Source organism: Pantoea sp. UBA5035 (assembly GCF_002415245.1).
Taxonomy (GTDB): domain Bacteria; phylum Pseudomonadota; class Gammaproteobacteria; order Enterobacterales; family Enterobacteriaceae; genus Pantoea; species Pantoea septica.
The window spans coordinates 25,816-42,345 of the sequence record NZ_DICD01000015.1 but is presented as its reverse complement, the minus strand read 5'-3'; the positions used below and the strand labels follow the sequence as shown (position 1 = coordinate 42,345).

The following is a 16,530-nucleotide window of genomic DNA, read 5'->3' as shown; positions in this document are numbered from 1 at the left end:
TGATGATGAAGAGATGGTCTCACTGGCTGGCGGCTGGGGCGCTGGCGCTGGGCATGCAGGGCGCGCAGGCTGACGACGCCAACACACTCTACTTCTATAACTGGACCGAATATGTGCCGCCGGGGCTGCTGGAGCAGTTCACCAAAGAGACCGGCATCAAGGTGATTTACTCGACCTACGAGTCCAACGAGAGCATGTACGCCAAGCTGAAGACCTGGAAAGACGGCGCCTACGATCTGGTGGTGCCCTCGACCTACTTCGTGGCGAAGATGCGCAATGAAGGCATGCTGCAGAAGATCGACAAGGCGCAGCTCAGCAATTTTAAAAACCTCGATCCCAATCTGCTGAACAAGCCGTTCGATCCCAATAATGACTACTCGATACCCTATATCTGGGGCGCGACGGCGATCGGCGTCAATACCGACGTGGTGGAGGCGAAGTCGGTGCAGAGCTGGGCCGATCTGTGGAAGCCGGAGTATAAGCAGAGCCTGCTGCTGACCGACGACGCCCGCGAGGTATTCCAGATGGCGCTGCGCAAGCTGGGTCTCTCCGGCAATACCCGCGATCCGAAAGAGATCGATGCCGCCTATGAAGAGCTGAAGAAGCTGATGCCGAACGTGCTCGCCTTTAACTCCGACAATCCCGGCAACCCCTATATGGAAGGGGAAGTGAATCTCGGCATGATCTGGAACGGCTCCGCCTATGTGGCGCGCCAGGCGGGCACGCCGCTGGAGGTGGTCTGGCCGAAAGAGGGCGGGATTTTCTGGATGGATAACCTGGCGATCCCGGCCAACGCGAAAAACAAGGCGGGCGCGCTGAAGCTGATTAACTTCCTGCTGCGCCCGGACGTGGCGGCGAAAGTGGCGGAAACTATCGGCTATCCGACGCCGAATCTGGCCGCGAAGGCGCTGCTGCCGAAGGCGGTGGCGAGCGATCCCTCGCTCTACCCTTCCGCCGAGGTGATTAAGAATGGCGAATGGCAGAATGATGTCGGCGACGCCAGCGTGCAGTATGAGACGCTGTTCCAGAAGCTAAAGGCGGGTCGATAACAAAAAGGCAGGGAGCAGGGATTGTCGCCTGACAGCCACGCCAGAGTTTAACAGCGGGTGACTGGGACCGAAGAGCAAAGCGTCCCGCGACAAGGATGTCGCGGGCCGAGCCGGCAGGGATGCCGCTTTTGCGTCTTTGCGATCGGGCCCAGTCACCCGCGGTGAGCACCTGTCCCACAGCAGCTTTTCACTGCACTTACTTATACAAACTCCGCAAAAACCCATCCACAAACTGCGGCACTTCCTGGCTCGCCAGCCCGTAGTGACGTTCGGCGAACTCATTGCCTACCTGGCTCGGCTCCAGATTCAGCTCCACAGTATGCGCGCCCTGCAGTTTGGCTTCATGTACGAATCCCGCCGCCGGATAAACATGCCCGGAGGTGCCGATAGCGATAAAGAGATCCGCCTGCTCCAGCGCATGGTAAATCTCCTCCATGCCGATGGGCATCTCGCCAAACCACACCACGTGCGGGCGCAGCGGCGCAGGAAACTGACAGCAGGTGCAGCGATCGTCGGTGGTAAGATCGCCGCTCCACTCAATCACCTGTCCGCTGTCGGTGCAGCGCGCCTTCAGCAGCTCGCCGTGCATATGCAGCACGCGACTGTTGCCCGCGCGCTCGTGCAGGTTGTCGATATTCTGCGTCACCAGCAAAAAGTTATCGCCCAGCACCTGCTCCAGCTCGGCCAGCGCCTTGTGCGCAGCGTTAGGCTGGATCTCGCTGGACTGCAGCGCGCGACGGCGCGCGTTATAAAAACGCTGCACCAGCTCGGGATCGCGGCGATAGCCCTCCGGCGTTGCCACATCCTCTACGCGATGCTCTTCCCACAGGCCGTCGGCGGCGCGAAACGTCTGGATGCCCGACTCGGCCGAAATGCCCGCGCCGGTCAAAACGACCACGAACGGCTGCGGATGGGACGCCAGCTCCGCCTGGCGATCGCGCTCGAAAATGCGCTGGCGAAAACGCTGGTGCACCTTGCGGCGGGTCTTCTTATAGCGGGCGAGGCGCAAGCGTCGACGCGGTGTGCGCATAAAAACTCCTTATGGGCGACGTCGGGTCGCCGCCAGAACTCTCAAGTGTAGCGGCCGCGTATGACAGCGCGATGCCGCCGTTTTCGCCGGGTTATTGCCCGCTCAGCACGCGTGCCGGATCGATGCGGCTGGCGCGCCGCGCCGGATACCAGCTCGCCAGCAGGCTCAGCACAATGGCCGTCAGCAGCACGGAGCCGACGTCGAGCCAGTGCAGCTCCGAGGGCAGAAAATCGATAAAGTAGATATCGCCCGCGAGCAAATGATGGCCGGTCAGCGATTCCAGTCCGCGCACCAGGGGGGTGAGATTGAGCGCCACCAGCACGCCGATGATCACGCCGCTGACGCTGCCGAGCAGCCCGGCCAGCAGGCCGTACCAGATAAAAATGGCGCGGATCAGCCCATCTTTCGCGCCTAGCGTGCGCAGCACCGCAATGTCGCTGCTCTTGTCCTTCACCGCCATGACCAGCGTCGAAACGATATTAAAACAGGCTACGCCAATCACCAGCACCATCGCCAGATACATGATGGCGCGGATCATCTGAATATCGCGGTACATATAGCCGAAGGTGCCAATCCAGCTGCGAATATAGACGTAGCCGTGGGTCGCCTCGCCCGCGTCGCGCACCAGCTTCACCGCCTGAAAGGGATCCTGCATCTTCAGGGCGATACCCGTGACACTGTCACCCATATCGAGATAGTTTTGCGCGTCCGCCAGCGGTACCAGCGCCAGACTGTGGTCCAGCATGCCGCTCAACTGCAGAATGCCGCTCACCTGCAGGCGAATGCGTTTCGGCTGCAGCAGCTTCGTGCCGCCGTCGTTGTTGGGGATCAGGATAGTAATCCAGCTACCCTGCCTGACGTTCAGCGTGCGGGCGATGCCGCCGCCTAAAATAATCTGCTGCTTGCCGGCGGCGAAGGTTTTCCAGCCGTCGCCTTCAACGAACTGCGGCAGCGCGCTCAGGCGCGGCTCCTGCGCCGGATCGACGCCTTTCACCTGCAGCGCCTGCAGCTTTGCGCCGCTCTCGATCAGCCCGGTGAAGTTCACGTAGGGCGCAGCGGCGGCGATGCCGGGCACCTGCTCTACGGGCGCAATCAGCGACTGCCAGTTGCGGAACGGCTGATTCACCGCTTCGATCTCGCCGTGCGGCACCACCGCCAGAATGCGGTTGTTCAGCTCGCGCTCGAAGCCGTTCATGGCGCTCAGGCCGATGATCAGCACCGCCACGCCCAGCGCGATGCCGAGAGTCGAAATAATCGAAATCAGCGACACCATGCCGCCGCCGCGGCGGCCGCGGCTGAAGCGCAGCCCTAACAACAGGGATAACGACGAACCCATCACAGCGCTCCTGCTAAGGTCACCTGCTCGCTTAACTGACCATCGCGCATCTCCATCTGACGCGACAGGCGCTTCGCCAGATGCAGATCGTGCGTCACCACCAGAAAGGCGGTGCCCTGACGGACATTCAGCTCGCCCAGCAGCTCAAAAATGGCGTCGGCGTTGCGCGCGTCGAGGTTGCCGGTGGGCTCATCCGCCATCACCAGGCGCGGGCGGTTCACCAGCGCGCGAGCGATAGAGACGCGCTGACGCTCGCCCCCCGATAGCTCTGACGGACGATGATGCGCGCGCTTCTCCAGCCCCACCGCCGCCAGCATTTCGCGGGCGCGCTGCTGCGCCTCCGCCTTGCCGACTTTGCCGATCAGCAGCGGCATCGCCACATTTTCCAGCGCGTTGAAGTCGGGCAGCAGATGATGGAACTGGTAGATAAAGCCCAGCTCTCGGTTGCGCAGCGACGCTTTAGCAGAGGAGGACATGGCGTTCAGCGACTGACCGTCAAACACCACGTCGCCGGAAGTCGGCGCGTCCAGGCCGCCCAGCAGATGCAGCAGCGTACTTTTGCCGGAGCCGGAGCTGCCGACAATCGCCACCAGCTCGCCGGGCTGCAGGCTAAAGGTGACGTTGCGCAGCACGTCAGTCTGCACGCTGCCTTCCTGATAGCGTTTGCACAGCTCGCGGCACTGCAACAAAGGGGTGTTACTCATAACGTAAAGCCTCAGCGGGTTGAACGGCGGCGGCGCGCCAGGAGGGATAGAGCGTCGACAGCAGCGCGACGGCCATCGCCGTGACGGCGATGGTCACCACCTGCCAGAAATTGATGTCGATCGGCAGCGCCGCGCCATCTAAAAACAGGCCGATAACCGGCATCAGATTATTGAGCTGGCTGGCCAGCAGCACGCCCAGCAGGGTGCCGAGCAGCGCGCCGATAATCCCGGCGCTGGCGCCCTGCACCATAAAGACCGCGATAATCTGCCGGCGCGTCAGCCCCTGGGTTTGCAGGATCGCCACCTCGCCCTGCTTCTCCATGATCAGCAGGCCGAGCGAGGTAATGATATTAAAGGCGGCGACGGCGACGATCAGGCTCAGCAGCAGCCCCATCATATTCTTCTCCATACGTACCGCCTGGAAAAGGTCGCCTTTGCGCTCGCGCCAGTCTTTCCACACCAGTCCGGCGGGCAGCGCCTGCTGGCTCAGCGCATCTACCGCCAGCGGTTTATCCAGCCACAGACGCCAGCCGGTGACGTTGCCCGCCGGATAGCGCATCAGGCGCGAGGCGTCCTGCTGGTTGACCAGAATCTGGTAGCCGTCCACTTCGCTGTTGGCGGCGTAAGTGCCCGCCACGGTGAAGAGACGCTGGCTCGGCACGCGGCCCATCGGGGTAAACTGGCTGACCGACGGCACCATCAGACGCAGCTCGTCGCCGCGCTTGACGCCGAGCTGCGTCGCCAGCTGTTCGCCGAGGATGACGTTGTACTGGCCCGACTGCAGCACGCTTTGCGGCGTATTGACCAGATAAGGCGTGAGCGGATCTTTTTCGTCGGGCTGAATGCCGAGCATCACGCCGACCGACACGTTATGCGCGCTCTGCAATACCACGTCGGCGGTGGTGAGCGGCGCCATGCGGCTGACGCCCGCCAGCTTAAGGCTCTCAGCGGGCTGCTGCTGCGGGTTGATGCTGCCCTTCTCGCTGGTGACCAGCGCCTGCGGCATCAGGCCGAGAATATTGCCCTCCAGCTCGCGTTCAAAGCCGTTCATCACCGACAGCACGGTGACCAGGGCCAGCACGCCGAGCGTGATGCCGATAGTGGAGAGCCAGGAAACGAAGCGACCAAAGCGATCCGATGCTCGCCCGCGCATATAGCGCAGGCCGATAAATAGCGCGACAGGTTGATACATGTATTCCGTCTTGGCAGTTGCCTGAAAGTAGACCAGTGATGATAAAGGAGGCGTTCGGTTTATGAAACCTCTAACCCTCTGAGTACGCGGCAAAGTGTGGCCGATTTTTGCCAAAAAGAAATCCCGGCGCTCCCGTCTGTACGTTTAATCGCCTGCCGTCTGGTTAGGCTACACTATAAGGTGGAGTCAGCAACGTGCTCCTGAGGCGCTGGAGGAAACACCATGTTCAAATATCCCAAAGGCAGCATTGTGAAACACAAATCGGGAGAGATAAAAGGCGAGATTGTTAACGTTTTTGAACAGGGAGACGCGCCCACCGGCTACTACGTCAAGTGGGACGACGGCAACCACAGCTACCATCTGGAAATGGAGTTGAGCTGGGCGAACGTCGATCGTCCGCGCATGCACTACACTCAGCCATCCGCTAAATAACTCGGCCACCGCGCAAAGGAAAAACCGTCGCAGCAGGTGATCGCCAGGGCGTAATGTGGAATCATGACGCCCTGGAAAAAATGGAGAGAACCACAAGATCCCATGTCCGAACAGACCTGCTATGCCCTGCCCGTAAAATCCGGCGATCGTCGCCAGCTCGGTCAGCTGATCGGCGCCGCGCACGCGGTGGAGTGCGCCAGCATTACCGAGCGCCACGCCGGTCCGGTGCTGATGATCACCCCCGATATGCAAACCGCGCTGCGCCTGCTGGATGAAATCCGCCAGTTCACCGATCTGCCCGTCAGCCATCTCGCCGACTGGGAAACGCTGCCCTACGACAGCTTCTCGCCGCATCAGGACATTATTTCGGCGCGTCTGTCGACGCTTTACCAGCTGCCGACCATGACGCGCGGCATGCTGATTATGCCGGTGAACACGCTGATGCAGCGCGTCTGTCCGCATCCTTTTTTGCACGGCCACGCGCTGGTGATGAAGCAGGGACAGAAGCTGTCGCGCGATCGCCTGCGCGATCAGCTGGAACAGGCGGGCTATCGTCACGTCGATCAGGTAATGGAGCATGGCGAATACGCTACGCGCGGCGCGCTGCTCGATCTCTTTCCGATGGGCAGCGAGCAGCCCTACCGCATCGACTTTTTCGACGACGAGATCGACAGCCTGCGGCTGTTCGACGTCGACAGCCAGCGCACGCTGGAAGCGGTACCGGCGATTAATCTGCTGCCGGCCCATGAGTTCCCCACCGACAAAGCGGCGATCGAGCTGTTCCGCACCCGCTGGCGCGAGCTGTTCGACGTGCGCCGCGAGCCGGAGCATATCTATCAGCAGGTGAGTAAAGGCACCCTGCCCGCCGGCATCGAATACTGGCAGCCGCTCTTCTTCGAGCAGGAGCTGCCGACGCTGTTCAGCTATCTGCCCGACAATACGCTGGTTGTGAACTGCGGCGATCTTAACGGCAGCGCGGAGCGCTTCTGGCAGGACGTAGAGGCGCGCTATGAAAACCGCCGCGTCGACCCGATGCGCCCGCTGCTGACGCCGACCACGCTCTGGCTGCGGCCGGATGCGCTGCTGGGCGAGCTGAATCGCTGGCCGCGCATGCAGATGACCACCGAGGCGTTGCCGGAGAAAGCGGGCAACACCAATCTCGGCTACCAGCCGCTGCCCGATATCGCCGTGCAGGCGCAGGCCAAAGCGCCGCTCGATCCGCTGCGCCAGTTCCTCGACGGCTTCAGCGGCCAGGTCACCTTCTCGGTTGAGAGCGAAGGCCGCCGCGAAAGCCTGCAGGAGCTGCTGGCGCGCATTAAGCTGCGTCCGCAGACGGTGCGGCGCTTCGATGAGGCGAACAGCGAGCGCTATACCCTGATGATCGGCGCCAGCGAACGCGGCTTTGTCGATACGCAGCGCGACCGCGCCCTGATCTGCGAAAGCGATCTGCTGGGCGAACGCGTTAGCCGTCGCCGTCAGGATACGCGCCGCACCATCAACCCCGATATTCTGATCCGCAACCTGGCCGAGCTGACGCCCGGCCAGCCGGTGGTGCATCTGGAGCACGGCGTCGGGCGCTATATCGGCCTGACCACGCTGGAAGCGGGCGGCATCATGGCGGAGTATCTGATGCTCTCCTACGCCAACGACGCCAAACTCTATGTGCCGGTGTCGTCGCTGCATCTGATTAGCCGCTACGCAGGCGGCGCGGATGAAAACGCGCCGCTGCACAAGCTGGGCAGCGACGCCTGGACGCGCGCGCGGCAGAAAGCGGCGGAGAAAGTGCGCGACGTCGCCGCCGAGCTGCTGGATATCTACGCCCAGCGCGCGGCGAAAGCGGGCTACGCCTTTAAGCACGATCGCGAGCAGTATCAGCTCTTTTGCGAGAGCTTCCCGTTTGAAACCACGCCGGATCAGGCGCAGGCGATCAACGCGGTGCTGAGCGACATGTGCCAGCCGCTGGCGATGGATCGTCTGGTGTGCGGCGACGTGGGCTTCGGCAAAACCGAAGTGGCAATGCGCGCCGCTTTCCTCGCGGTAGAGAACCATAAACAGGTGGCGGTGCTGGTGCCGACCACGCTGCTGGCGCAGCAGCACTACGACAACTTCCGCGACCGCTTCGCCAACTGGCCGGTGCGCATCGAGATGTTGTCGCGCTTCCGCAGCGCCAAAGAGCAGACGCAGGTACTGCAGGCGGCGAGCGAGGGCAAGATCGATATCCTGATCGGCACCCACAAGCTGCTGATGAGCGACCTGAAGTGGCACGACTTAGGGCTGCTGATTGTCGATGAAGAGCACCGCTTCGGCGTGCGCCACAAAGAGCGTATCAAGGCGATGCGCGCCGACGTCGATATTCTGACGCTCACCGCGACGCCGATCCCGCGCACCCTGAATATGGCGATGAGCGGCATGCGCGACCTGTCGATTATCGCCACGCCGCCGGCGCGCCGCCTGGCGGTGAAGACGTTCGTACGCGAATACGACGCGCTGGTGGTGCGCGAGGCGATCCTGCGCGAAGTGCTGCGCGGCGGTCAGGTTTACTACCTCTACAACGACGTTGAGAATATTGAAAAGGCGGCGCAGCGGCTAACGGAGCTGGTGCCGGAGGCGCGTATCGCCATCGGCCACGGCCAGATGCGCGAGCGCGACCTTGAGCGGGTGATGAACGACTTCCATCATCAGCGTTTCAACGTGCTGGTCTGCACCACCATCATTGAGACCGGCATCGATATTCCGACCGCTAACACCATTATCATCGAGCGCGCCGATCACTTCGGCCTGGCGCAGCTGCATCAGCTGCGCGGCCGCGTCGGACGTTCGCACCATCAGGCTTACGCCTGGCTGCTGACGCCGCATCCCAAGGCGATGACCGGCGACGCGCAGAAGCGTCTTGAGGCGATCGCCTCGCTGGAGGATCTGGGCGCGGGCTTTGCGCTGGCGACGCACGACCTGGAGATCCGCGGCGCGGGCGAGCTGCTGGGCGAAGAGCAGAGCGGCCAGATGGAAACGCTGGGCTTCTCGCTCTATATGGAGCTGCTGGAGAACGCGGTTGAGGCGCTGAAGGCGGGGCGCGAGCCGTCGCTGGAGGATCTCACCAGCAATCAGACCGAAATCGAGCTGCGCATGCCCGCTCTGCTGCCGGAGGAGTTTATCCCCGACGTCAATACCCGCCTGTCGCTCTACAAGCGCATCGCCAGCGCCGACAGCGAAGAGGAGCTGCAGGAGCTGAAGGTGGAGATGATCGACCGCTTCGGCGTGCTGCCGGACGCGGCGCGCAACCTGCTGGATATCGCCACGCTGCGGCTGGTGGCGCGCAGTCTCGGCATTCGCAAGATCGAGGTCAGCGATAAAGGCGGCTTCTTCGATTTTGCGCCGCAGAACAGCGTCGACCCTGGCTGGTTGATTAGCCTGCTGCAGAAAGATCCGCAGCAGTGGAAGCTGGATGGGCCGACCCGACTGCGCTTTACGCGCGATCTGGCCGAGCGCAAGCTGCGCATGGAGTGGGTGCAGAGCTTTATGGCGCAGCTGCGAGAAAACCGCATTTAGCGAGTGATAACGTCTCCCGGCAGCGGGAGACGTCAGACTGCTGAAGCGCTTATAGCGTGGGTGGCAGGACCCGGAGAGCAAAGCGTCCGCGTTACTTCAGTCCCATCGCACTGCGCAGCGTAAAGAAGAGATCGGTCTGATCGGTCAGTCCCACCACGTTAGCCGCCCAGGGACCATAGGCCGCGACGCGCAGCTGAGTGCCGGTGTGACCCTGCGAATCGGTATCGGAGTTGCCGTAGCTGATGGTCATCACCGCGCCGTCCTTAGTGTTCAGCGCCTGCGTCAGGCCGGGCGCCTTCGTCCCGTTAGCAATGATCTGGCTGCTGTGCGCATGGTCCGCCGTCACCACCACCAGCGTATTGCCCTCCGCGCGCGCAAAAGCGAGCGCCTGCTGCACCGCTTCGTCAAGATCCATGGTTTCGCCGATCTGGCCGCACGGGTTCGCCGCATGATCCTCTTTATCGATCGACGCGCCTTCGATCTGCAGGAAGAAGCCGTTCGGATTGGTTTTCAGCAGATCGATCGCTTTGGCGGTCATCTGCGCCAGCGTCGGAGTCGCGGCCGGGCGCTCTTTATTTACTTCGCAGGTCACCGGCGCTTGATCGATGTTGCCATAGTGGCTCGCCTTCGGCCCTTTCCAGCGCACCGGCATATTGCCGTCGGCAAACAGGCCGAGCAGCGGTTTGTCCTTGTCGGCTGCGGTAACGGCGTTGAGTCCCTGCCAGTCGCTCACCAGCTGGTATCCCAGCGCCTGCGCCTGTTCGCGCAGGGTTTTGCCCTGATAGTCGCCCGCTTTCGCCATCTCGTTAAAGGATTTCGCGCCGCCGCCCAGTACTACGTCGGCGCGGGTTTTCAGTATCTGCTCGCTGATCGAGCCTTTACCGCCCTGCTCCAGCGCGTTGCTGGCGCACAGCTCGCTGGTTTTCTCGGGGCCGTAGCATTTGCGGCTGGTGACGTGCGCCATCAGCGCGGCGGGCGTAGCGTCCTGCAGCTCTGCGGTAGAGACGTTGCCGGTCGCTTTGCCTGCCGCTTTGGCGATCTCCAGCAGGGTTTGCTGATCCTTGCCGTTGACGTCGACGCCGATAGCGCCGTTATAGCTTTTGGTGCCGGTGGCCCACGCGGTGGCGGATGCGGCGGAATCGGTCACGTAATCCGGCTTATGGGTTTTCTTGTCCAGCGAGTAATGGGTGTACTGGCCGGTAAGCGGCAGCGCATCAATGCCTTTAAAGAAGCCGCCTGCGCCCTCCGCCAGGTTGCGCGCCGCGGTAATTTCCGAGTCGCCCATGCCGTCGCCAATCAGCAGAATGACGTTTTTCGCCGTGGTATTGCGCAGCGACGCTTTCAGCGCCTCGGTCTGATCGCCAGTCAGGCGGCGCGCGCCGCCGTGCTGGGTGATATCGCCGGTCGCGGCGCGGATATAGGCTGCATCCGCCGGCGCGCTGGCGGTTTCGGCATGCGCGGAGAGGCTGACCAGCGAAGCGAGCAGCGAAAAGGTGAAAAGGCGCATCTGTTTCATCTTGTGTTCCCTTATAAGCAAAATTTACCAGAGGTTTCAGGCGTTAAGTCTGTGATGCTTGGGTGACATTTTTGTGGCTGCGGGATTTCTTTTTGATGACAATCTGGCCGGAATGCGCAGGGATAAATCGATTCGAACAGAGCTTAAGCGGATAGAAAAAAAGAGAAAAATAGTGCTTGACCCTTTTGGGCCGACTCCCTATAGTAGCGCCCCGTTGACCCAGCAAGGTCAGCGGAAAAATGTGGTGAGGTGTCCGAGTGGCTGAAGGAGCACGCCTGGAAAGTGTGTATACGGCAACGTATCGGGGGTTCGAATCCCCCTCTCACCGCCATAATTAGTAGGACGTTGAGCGGACAAAGCCGCGTGTAGACTGAATCCAAGGACTACATAAAGACAACAGAACTACAAAAGCAGTACAAAAAAGTGCACGTGAAATGCACGCGCATCTCAGATGCAAAGAAAAAGCCTTTGGTTAACGCCAGAGGCTTTTCTGTTTGTGTCTAATTGAAACTGAATGTTTCACCTCTTCAGTATCACCTTCCCGCATCGGCTACGTTTACTATTCCCACCCCGTAGCCTGCTCAGATCGGCGCGGAACGCCACTGCCCCGTCGCCGGGGCTTTTTTTGATTTATGGATATCACTGCTGATACTATCAATGAAAGAAAAAGCTAAACTTCAGCTCTCAGGAAATCGATTGAGATGGAATCATTCAAGAATAAGAACGACGATATTCAAGTCCTTCGCTGCATCGCAATAATATTCGTTATGTTGGTTCATTCAATTATTATTATTCCGCAAGATTACTCCCACTTCTATTTTTCCATTAAGAAAGTATTCAACACTGGTTCTGGTGTTGATTTGTTTTTTGTTATGGCTGGCTTTTTCCTTTCACTATCACTGCGTAAATTAAAGGATGGGCCAAAACAAAACACCTACTTTTCCTTCATGGGCAAGAAATTTAAAAGACTATCACCTGCTGCTTACCTTTGGTCAGTCATCCCTCTTTTCATGTCACTTGTGATGCCTGACACATACTGGCTAAGCGTCCATGACATGGCCATAAAATTCCTGTCTTCCGTATTCTATGTTAGAAATTTTGAAGAAATCAGACTGACCAGCGTTTTCGGATATCTTTGGGCGTTAGGGCTTGAAGTACAGGTCTTTGCAATTTTTGCTCTCTTATACACTTTTTTCGGGCGGAAGGTGTATTACACTAGCGCATTCATCATCTGTTTTATCATGCTATTTTATCGCCCAGGCGGCTCTTATTCATGGATGTTCAGGTATGATTCGATGCTTTATGGCATCATTCTTTATTATATGATCGTTGAAAAAGAATGGCTCAGGGATGGATTAAGACTTATCTCTCGCAAGTCTTCATTGAAGCCTTTTTTGTCAGTTATCCTGCTATTGCTGCTTGCGGCATCATTTAATATTCCCTCTGACAAATTCAATATAACAGTATTGTCTTCAATAATTAGTTGCGTGCTAATCTCATTCGCTTTGTACGGCGGAGGGTTGTTTGGCTGGGTACCATCACCTGTTTATAGCTTGATGAGATTAATTGGCAACAGGAGTTACTCTCTTTTTTGTTGTCACATACCCTCTTGGCTTCTAACGTTGCAGTTATTGCAGGGCCACGTAAGCAGCCCTGCAACCATGGTAATTGCACAGTTACTATCGATGCTGATATTTACAGAGATCACATACAGGTTTATTGAGAAGAGTCTGATGAAAAAAAATAAGCCACTGGCTTAATTTTTTGGATAAAAACCCTTTTTCTTGGAGTAAGCATAGCCAATATCTACAAACACCCCATCTTCGATGATTTGCGTGGTCGTTCCTTCAGGCAGAATCAGTTCTGCCTCACCATCCCATACAATAATGTTAACGACAGTTGCCTCTGAAATTACTGCATAATTGCTATTCATGCATACTCCTCAATGATCAAATATCCGCTTGCACCAGCACCGCCTGTTACTGCGACTGCTACGCCGTTTGCCCCACCGCCAGCGCTACCAGGAAAACCACCCGCTCCTGAACCAGATGAGTAATGACCCTCGCCGCCTTGAGTAGAGAATGCACTCCCTCCCGATCCGCCGAGCGAGTTGTTGGGAGCCCTGCCACTTGATCCATTGAGGTTAAGGACATTTCCGCCCGTTGCTGTACCCGCGGATGAAGTTGTTGCCCCCGCCTGATTATTCGTTGTCCCGCCGCCACCAAACCCTCCAGTAGCAGAAAACAGGCTTCCTAAACTAGTAGAGCCTGCTGCACCTCCATTGCCGCCGGTAGAAGTACCGGCAGCGCCACCAGCACCAATCGAGACAGCCAAAGGACCGGTTACACTGAATATGCCCTCAACGTAAGCTCCACTTGATCCGCCGGCTGCGCCTGCAGTTGCTGCCGCGCTAACACCGCCGCCTCCGCCGCCGCCGCCCCAGGCTCGAACTCTTATTTTCTTTGCTCCTGCAGTCGGGGTATACGTACCACTAGATGTAAAAGTTTTCACCCCTAGAAATCTGCCGGGTGTATATGCCGTAAGCGCACTTTTCAGTTGGGCCTGGAGTGCGTTCATATCGCCATTATCAAGCACATCAGCAGCGTTCTGGTCTGAAATAAACTGAGCAACGATTGCAGCGATGGTAGTCGCCTGGCGCAGAGCTTTATTCACCTGGGCGGATGAAGCTTTCCCTGATGTAAAGCCTGTAGCCAGCGCAGTTAAGGATTCCCAGTCAGCCTGTGACAACACGTTTGCACCGGCACCCGTAGCGAAAGGTTTAAAGTTATTAGCGGCCATTAAAGTATTTTCTCCCAAGCGCCATCATCAAATCCGGCGATATATGCGTTATCCGTGTCGAAACCAAAAAAGCGGTTTCCAACGGATGGGGTTTCAATTGAAGGGGTTTGAATATCGCCAGCCCAGACGCCGGCAGCTTTTACGGTTAGATATCCCTGCCGAATGGCTGCGATGAGTTCCAGCGACACCTGGCTGATGTCGACTTCAGGGAACACCCATACAGAAATTGTCATGTCCTGATTATCAACAATCTGCATCCTTAAACCGGAGCCATTGAGAGCCGTTTCCAGGATTTCCGGCAACGAATCGTTTTGCCCGTCCCAGCTGTTGATGGCTATCTTCGCCTTCAGGACGATGCGATAGGTGTCATCACTCAGGCTGGTGAAGCCAGCATCCGGGTCATACGGCCCTTGCCATACACCCTGATCCCAGCCAACCCCATCGGTATCAAACGAAAAGTAGACGCCACTGATTGACTGGCTGACTATTCGCGTTCGCCCAATCCACTCTCCCAGCACATCCAGCTGCACACCCACCGCACTGTCGATATCGAAGGCAGTGAGCAGATTCTGCAGGGCTGTGGAAGTATCAGTAAGCGGACGCGTTGACAGGTCGACGTGATCGACAAACAGAGGTTTTCCTCTGTGGTAGTTGGTAATCAGGTCGGTATATTTGCTCATGACGTCACCGTGAGAGCGATATTTGCTGTACTGCAGGAAGCCGATTCGTTGAAGGCTATGACGATATTCGCCGCCGCCTGTGAGCCTGCCGACTTGCCGATTGTCAGGGCGTTGATGTCGTAGTATTTCGCATTTCCACCGCTCACTACGCCGAGGTTAGCCGGTGAATAGATGCGGCTTAACAGGACGTCATCGCCAATTGTCAGGCTGTTGATGTAATCGGCAATCGCCTGTTTAATCTGCTCGCCGATCTGAGTGGTGTAACCGGTGAAGACCTTCAGAGTTATGGCGACATAAATCGGAACATCTGTTGATCGTGAAAAGCTGATTGCGTGAGGATTATCGTATTTATCCGGCACTGTGACGGTCGTCGAGCCGAAAGTGGCAACACCCTGGCCTTTTTTGCCACGGATAGTCTGTGCGATATCCGTAACGTCCCCACCGTCCACTATTGCCGCGATTGAGTGTGCTGGTATGCCATCACCGTTCACAGCTCCGGTATCATTTTCATAAAGCTTGTGACGAGTTACGCCTGTTACGTTTGCGATCGCACCGTCGACAGCATCAAACGGCGTCAGGGCCGGAATTGCCACACTCTGATTTTGACGCACACGAAGCTGAGCATCAGTTTCCGCTGCTGATCCTACAGTCGCCGCGCTGGCATTCGATACCGCAGTCCACCCACGCGTCGGCGTATTGATTTTGGTGATGCTGCCGGCAACAGCTGCAACAGCGCCAGAATTAGCGCATGTAGCCGTTACCGTCACCGATCCGCTGACGTTAATAGTCACGCTGCCCGGCAGGTTCCAGATAATGCCATTGGCATCCTTCACAGAGCCATTGGTGATTGTCGTTCCGGCCGTGCCAGTCAGCGTAACGTCAACCGTGGAGTTGGTGGCTGCTTTACGCGCAATGCCATTAATTTTGACGTTGCGTGTTAAAGCATCGGTCATGCCTGATGATGGCGAGAACGAGTTGTAAACCTGAATAGCCGTGTTGTTGGCATCATGTACTGCCAGCGCCACAAGCGCGACCATCTGCCCGTCTTTACTGTCAGGCTCGAGATAAGCGTCGGTACCGTAAATCTGCTGAAAATAATCGGTGATAGTGCTCAGGATTGTCTGGTAATCAGGCGCACTTATCCCTGAGGCGGTCACCGTAGCGGAGAGCCCCAGCGTGTCTAAATTGAGAGCCATTACGCCTCGCTTGTGACTGTCGTCGTTCCGTAGATGGTGTCGATCGTCGCGGTAAACACTACGCGGCGGGATGAGGTGTTCAGCGTCGTATCGAACGACCTGATAGAGTTAACGCCTCGCGTCTCAAGGATGCGCTGGCGAATGGCGAGGTTGTACGTTTCCGGCTTCTGTTTGCCCAGCACTGACTGAATCCACGGCGTGCCCTCTGTCGTGTCGAGGAACCACTGCCCGTACCAAAGCAGGAAGCGAGTTTTCACCGCCTGCGCCACCGTTTCCGGTGAGTTGATCAGCCAGGTATCGTTGCCCTGTCCGAAGGTGTAATCACCATCGTCATCTTCGCGTCTGTACCTCATTGCGGGCCTCCCGTATTACTGCCACCTGACTGCACTCCTCCGTGAACATGTCCAGTTTGACTGATGCCCGCTGCAATCTGGTCTCCGGTGGAAGTGATAGCGCCATTCACTTTAACGTCGCCGTTTATCGTCACTTGCCTTGATGTAATCGTTACGTTTCCGCCCTGCCGCAATTCAATGAAGCTGGCGCCGTCATCGGTACGTATTTGCAGGGAATCGGTGCTGATATTGCCTATCACTTCAGCCTGCGACTGCGGGCCGATAAACGCAAAGGCGTCTGAAAGGTCATGCTGACGAGGATCAACCGGCTCCTGCACGCCGCCGTTCTGCCACCAGAAGTCGATGCAGCGATCCGAAAACACCACCAGACACTCGTCACCATTTTTAACGGGAAAGGTGATGGTGCAGCCGCCACCGCGCGGGAAGACCACAGGAACGTCGACGAGCAGCGGTAACGGCGCAGATTTAAACTCGCCTGCCTCATCTGCCACCTGACCTGATATGGCCGGCTGAACAGTGCAGGTGCATGCTATCGGATCAAACGACTGGATGATGCCTGGCATGGAGACGCGAAGCATGGAGAAGATGGTGTCAGACAGCACCTTCATTGCCTGCTGCTCGCCGCCAGCCAGCGACTGGGGTGTTACTGTCATGTTTACTCCGGGCATTAAAAAACCCGCCGTAGCGGGTTAGTCGG

15 protein-coding genes and 1 tRNA gene are annotated in these 16,530 nt (G+C 58.1%); 5 read left to right on the top strand and 11 right to left on the bottom strand.

The window, feature by feature from the left end; translation table 11 throughout:
• Window positions 1–5 precede the first annotated feature (5 nt).
• Window positions 6–1,049, top strand: coding sequence for a spermidine/putrescine ABC transporter substrate-binding protein PotD (gene potD, locus B3229_RS11650; RefSeq protein ID WP_286871362.1), 1,044 nt, complete (start codon window positions 6–8; stop codon window positions 1,047–1,049).
• Window positions 1,050–1,245: 196 nt separating this feature from the next.
• Here potD and cobB read toward each other — a convergent pair whose 3' ends face one another.
• The 4 genes from cobB to lolC all read right to left on the bottom strand — a co-directional run bounded on the left by cobB (window position 1,246) and on the right by lolC (window position 5,311).
• Window positions 1,246–2,079: a Sir2 family NAD+-dependent deacetylase gene (gene cobB, locus B3229_RS11645; RefSeq protein ID WP_286870916.1), complete on the bottom strand. Its 834-nt coding sequence runs from the start codon at window positions 2,077–2,079 to the stop codon at window positions 1,246–1,248.
• Window positions 2,080–2,170: 91 nt separating this feature from the next.
• Window positions 2,171–3,415: a lipoprotein-releasing ABC transporter permease subunit LolE gene (gene lolE, locus B3229_RS11640; RefSeq protein ID WP_048785238.1), complete on the bottom strand. Its 1,245-nt coding sequence runs from the start codon at window positions 3,413–3,415 to the stop codon at window positions 2,171–2,173.
• Entirely contained in the window at window positions 3,415–4,119 is a 705-nt protein-coding gene (gene lolD, locus B3229_RS11635) for a lipoprotein-releasing ABC transporter ATP-binding protein LolD (protein ID WP_033747905.1), read from the bottom strand. Before lolD ends, lolE begins: the two co-directional genes overlap by 1 nt.
• Window positions 4,112–5,311 carry a lipoprotein-releasing ABC transporter permease subunit LolC gene (lolC, locus tag B3229_RS11630; RefSeq protein ID WP_286870913.1) on the bottom strand — a complete coding sequence of 400 codons (1,200 nt, stop codon included), beginning with the start codon at window positions 5,309–5,311 and terminating at the stop codon, window positions 4,112–4,114. Before lolC ends, lolD begins: the two co-directional genes overlap by 8 nt.
• A 222-nt stretch (window positions 5,312–5,533) precedes the next feature.
• Between lolC and B3229_RS11625 the strand changes: the two genes are divergently transcribed.
• The gene (locus tag B3229_RS11625; RefSeq protein WP_033747909.1) at window positions 5,534–5,743 is read left to right on the top strand and encodes a hypothetical protein; all 210 of its coding nucleotides are present in this window, start codon (window positions 5,534–5,536) and stop codon (window positions 5,741–5,743) included.
• A 102-nt stretch (window positions 5,744–5,845) separates the two neighbouring features.
• The gene (gene mfd, locus B3229_RS11620; protein ID WP_286870910.1) at window positions 5,846–9,289 is read left to right on the top strand and encodes a transcription-repair coupling factor; all 3,444 of its coding nucleotides are present in this window, start codon (window positions 5,846–5,848) and stop codon (window positions 9,287–9,289) included.
• Window positions 9,290–9,380: 91 nt separating this feature from the next.
• On the opposite strand, the gene phoA is transcribed toward mfd, so the two are convergent.
• Window positions 9,381–10,805: an alkaline phosphatase gene (gene phoA / locus B3229_RS11615; protein ID WP_286870908.1), complete on the bottom strand. Its 1,425-nt coding sequence runs from the start codon at window positions 10,803–10,805 to the stop codon at window positions 9,381–9,383.
• Between the two features lie 243 nt (window positions 10,806–11,048).
• Between phoA and B3229_RS11610 the strand changes: the two genes are divergently transcribed.
• Window positions 11,049–11,136, top strand: a tRNA-Ser gene (locus B3229_RS11610).
• Between the two features lie 370 nt (window positions 11,137–11,506).
• Window positions 11,507–12,565 (top strand): acyltransferase family protein, encoded by a 1,059-nt coding sequence (locus B3229_RS11605; RefSeq protein ID WP_286870906.1) that lies wholly within the window; start codon window positions 11,507–11,509, stop codon window positions 12,563–12,565.
• Here the strand turns inward: B3229_RS11605 and B3229_RS11600 are convergent.
• The 6 genes from B3229_RS11600 to B3229_RS11575 are packed head-to-tail and all read right to left on the bottom strand — an operon-like array spanning window position 12,562 to window position 16,486.
• Window positions 12,562–12,738: a hypothetical protein gene (locus tag B3229_RS11600; RefSeq protein WP_286870904.1), complete on the bottom strand. Its 177-nt coding sequence runs from the start codon at window positions 12,736–12,738 to the stop codon at window positions 12,562–12,564. The genes B3229_RS11605 and B3229_RS11600 overlap by 4 nt on opposite strands.
• Window positions 12,735–13,604 (bottom strand): hypothetical protein, encoded by an 870-nt coding sequence (locus B3229_RS11595; protein WP_286870902.1) that lies wholly within the window; start codon window positions 13,602–13,604, stop codon window positions 12,735–12,737. The genes B3229_RS11600 and B3229_RS11595 overlap by 4 nt, the downstream gene beginning before the upstream one ends.
• Window positions 13,604–14,284, bottom strand: a complete 681-nt coding sequence (locus B3229_RS11590) for a DUF2612 domain-containing protein (protein ID WP_286870900.1) — start codon at window positions 14,282–14,284, stop codon at window positions 13,604–13,606. The genes B3229_RS11595 and B3229_RS11590 overlap by 1 nt, the downstream gene beginning before the upstream one ends.
• Entirely contained in the window at window positions 14,281–15,480 is a 1,200-nt protein-coding gene (locus tag B3229_RS11585) for a baseplate J/gp47 family protein (protein WP_286870898.1), read from the bottom strand. The genes B3229_RS11590 and B3229_RS11585 overlap by 4 nt, the downstream gene beginning before the upstream one ends.
• Complete coding sequence (locus B3229_RS11580; protein WP_286870896.1) at window positions 15,480–15,833, bottom strand: hypothetical protein; 354 nt, start codon at window positions 15,831–15,833, stop codon at window positions 15,480–15,482. The genes B3229_RS11585 and B3229_RS11580 overlap by 1 nt, the downstream gene beginning before the upstream one ends.
• The gene (locus B3229_RS11575; protein WP_286870894.1) at window positions 15,830–16,486 is read right to left on the bottom strand and encodes a Gp138 family membrane-puncturing spike protein; all 657 of its coding nucleotides are present in this window, start codon (window positions 16,484–16,486) and stop codon (window positions 15,830–15,832) included. Before B3229_RS11575 ends, B3229_RS11580 begins: the two co-directional genes overlap by 4 nt.
• Between the last annotated feature and the right edge of the window lie 44 nt (window positions 16,487–16,530).

Coding starts and splice junctions, on each gene's coding strand:
- potD (WP_286871362.1), top strand. CDS start 6: ATGAAGAGATGGTCTCACTGGCTGGCGGCTGGGGCGCTGGCGCTGGGC.
- cobB (WP_286870916.1), bottom strand. CDS start 2,079: ATGCGCACACCGCGTCGACGCTTGCGCCTCGCCCGCTATAAGAAGACC.
- lolE (WP_048785238.1), bottom strand. CDS start 3,415: ATGGGTTCGTCGTTATCCCTGTTGTTAGGGCTGCGCTTCAGCCGCGGC.
- lolD (WP_033747905.1), bottom strand. CDS start 4,119: ATGAGTAACACCCCTTTGTTGCAGTGCCGCGAGCTGTGCAAACGCTAT.
- lolC (WP_286870913.1), bottom strand. CDS start 5,311: ATGTATCAACCTGTCGCGCTATTTATCGGCCTGCGCTATATGCGCGGG.
- B3229_RS11625 (WP_033747909.1), top strand. CDS start 5,534: ATGTTCAAATATCCCAAAGGCAGCATTGTGAAACACAAATCGGGAGAG.
- mfd (WP_286870910.1), top strand. CDS start 5,846: ATGTCCGAACAGACCTGCTATGCCCTGCCCGTAAAATCCGGCGATCGT.
- phoA (WP_286870908.1), bottom strand. CDS start 10,805: ATGAAACAGATGCGCCTTTTCACCTTTTCGCTGCTCGCTTCGCTGGTC.
- B3229_RS11605 (WP_286870906.1), top strand. CDS start 11,507: ATGGAATCATTCAAGAATAAGAACGACGATATTCAAGTCCTTCGCTGC.
- B3229_RS11600 (WP_286870904.1), bottom strand. CDS start 12,738: ATGAATAGCAATTATGCAGTAATTTCAGAGGCAACTGTCGTTAACATT.
- B3229_RS11595 (WP_286870902.1), bottom strand. CDS start 13,604: ATGGCCGCTAATAACTTTAAACCTTTCGCTACGGGTGCCGGTGCAAAC.
- B3229_RS11590 (WP_286870900.1), bottom strand. CDS start 14,284: ATGAGCAAATATACCGACCTGATTACCAACTACCACAGAGGAAAACCT.
- B3229_RS11585 (WP_286870898.1), bottom strand. CDS start 15,480: ATGGCTCTCAATTTAGACACGCTGGGGCTCTCCGCTACGGTGACCGCC.
- B3229_RS11580 (WP_286870896.1), bottom strand. CDS start 15,833: ATGAGGTACAGACGCGAAGATGACGATGGTGATTACACCTTCGGACAG.
- B3229_RS11575 (WP_286870894.1), bottom strand. CDS start 16,486: ATGACAGTAACACCCCAGTCGCTGGCTGGCGGCGAGCAGCAGGCAATG.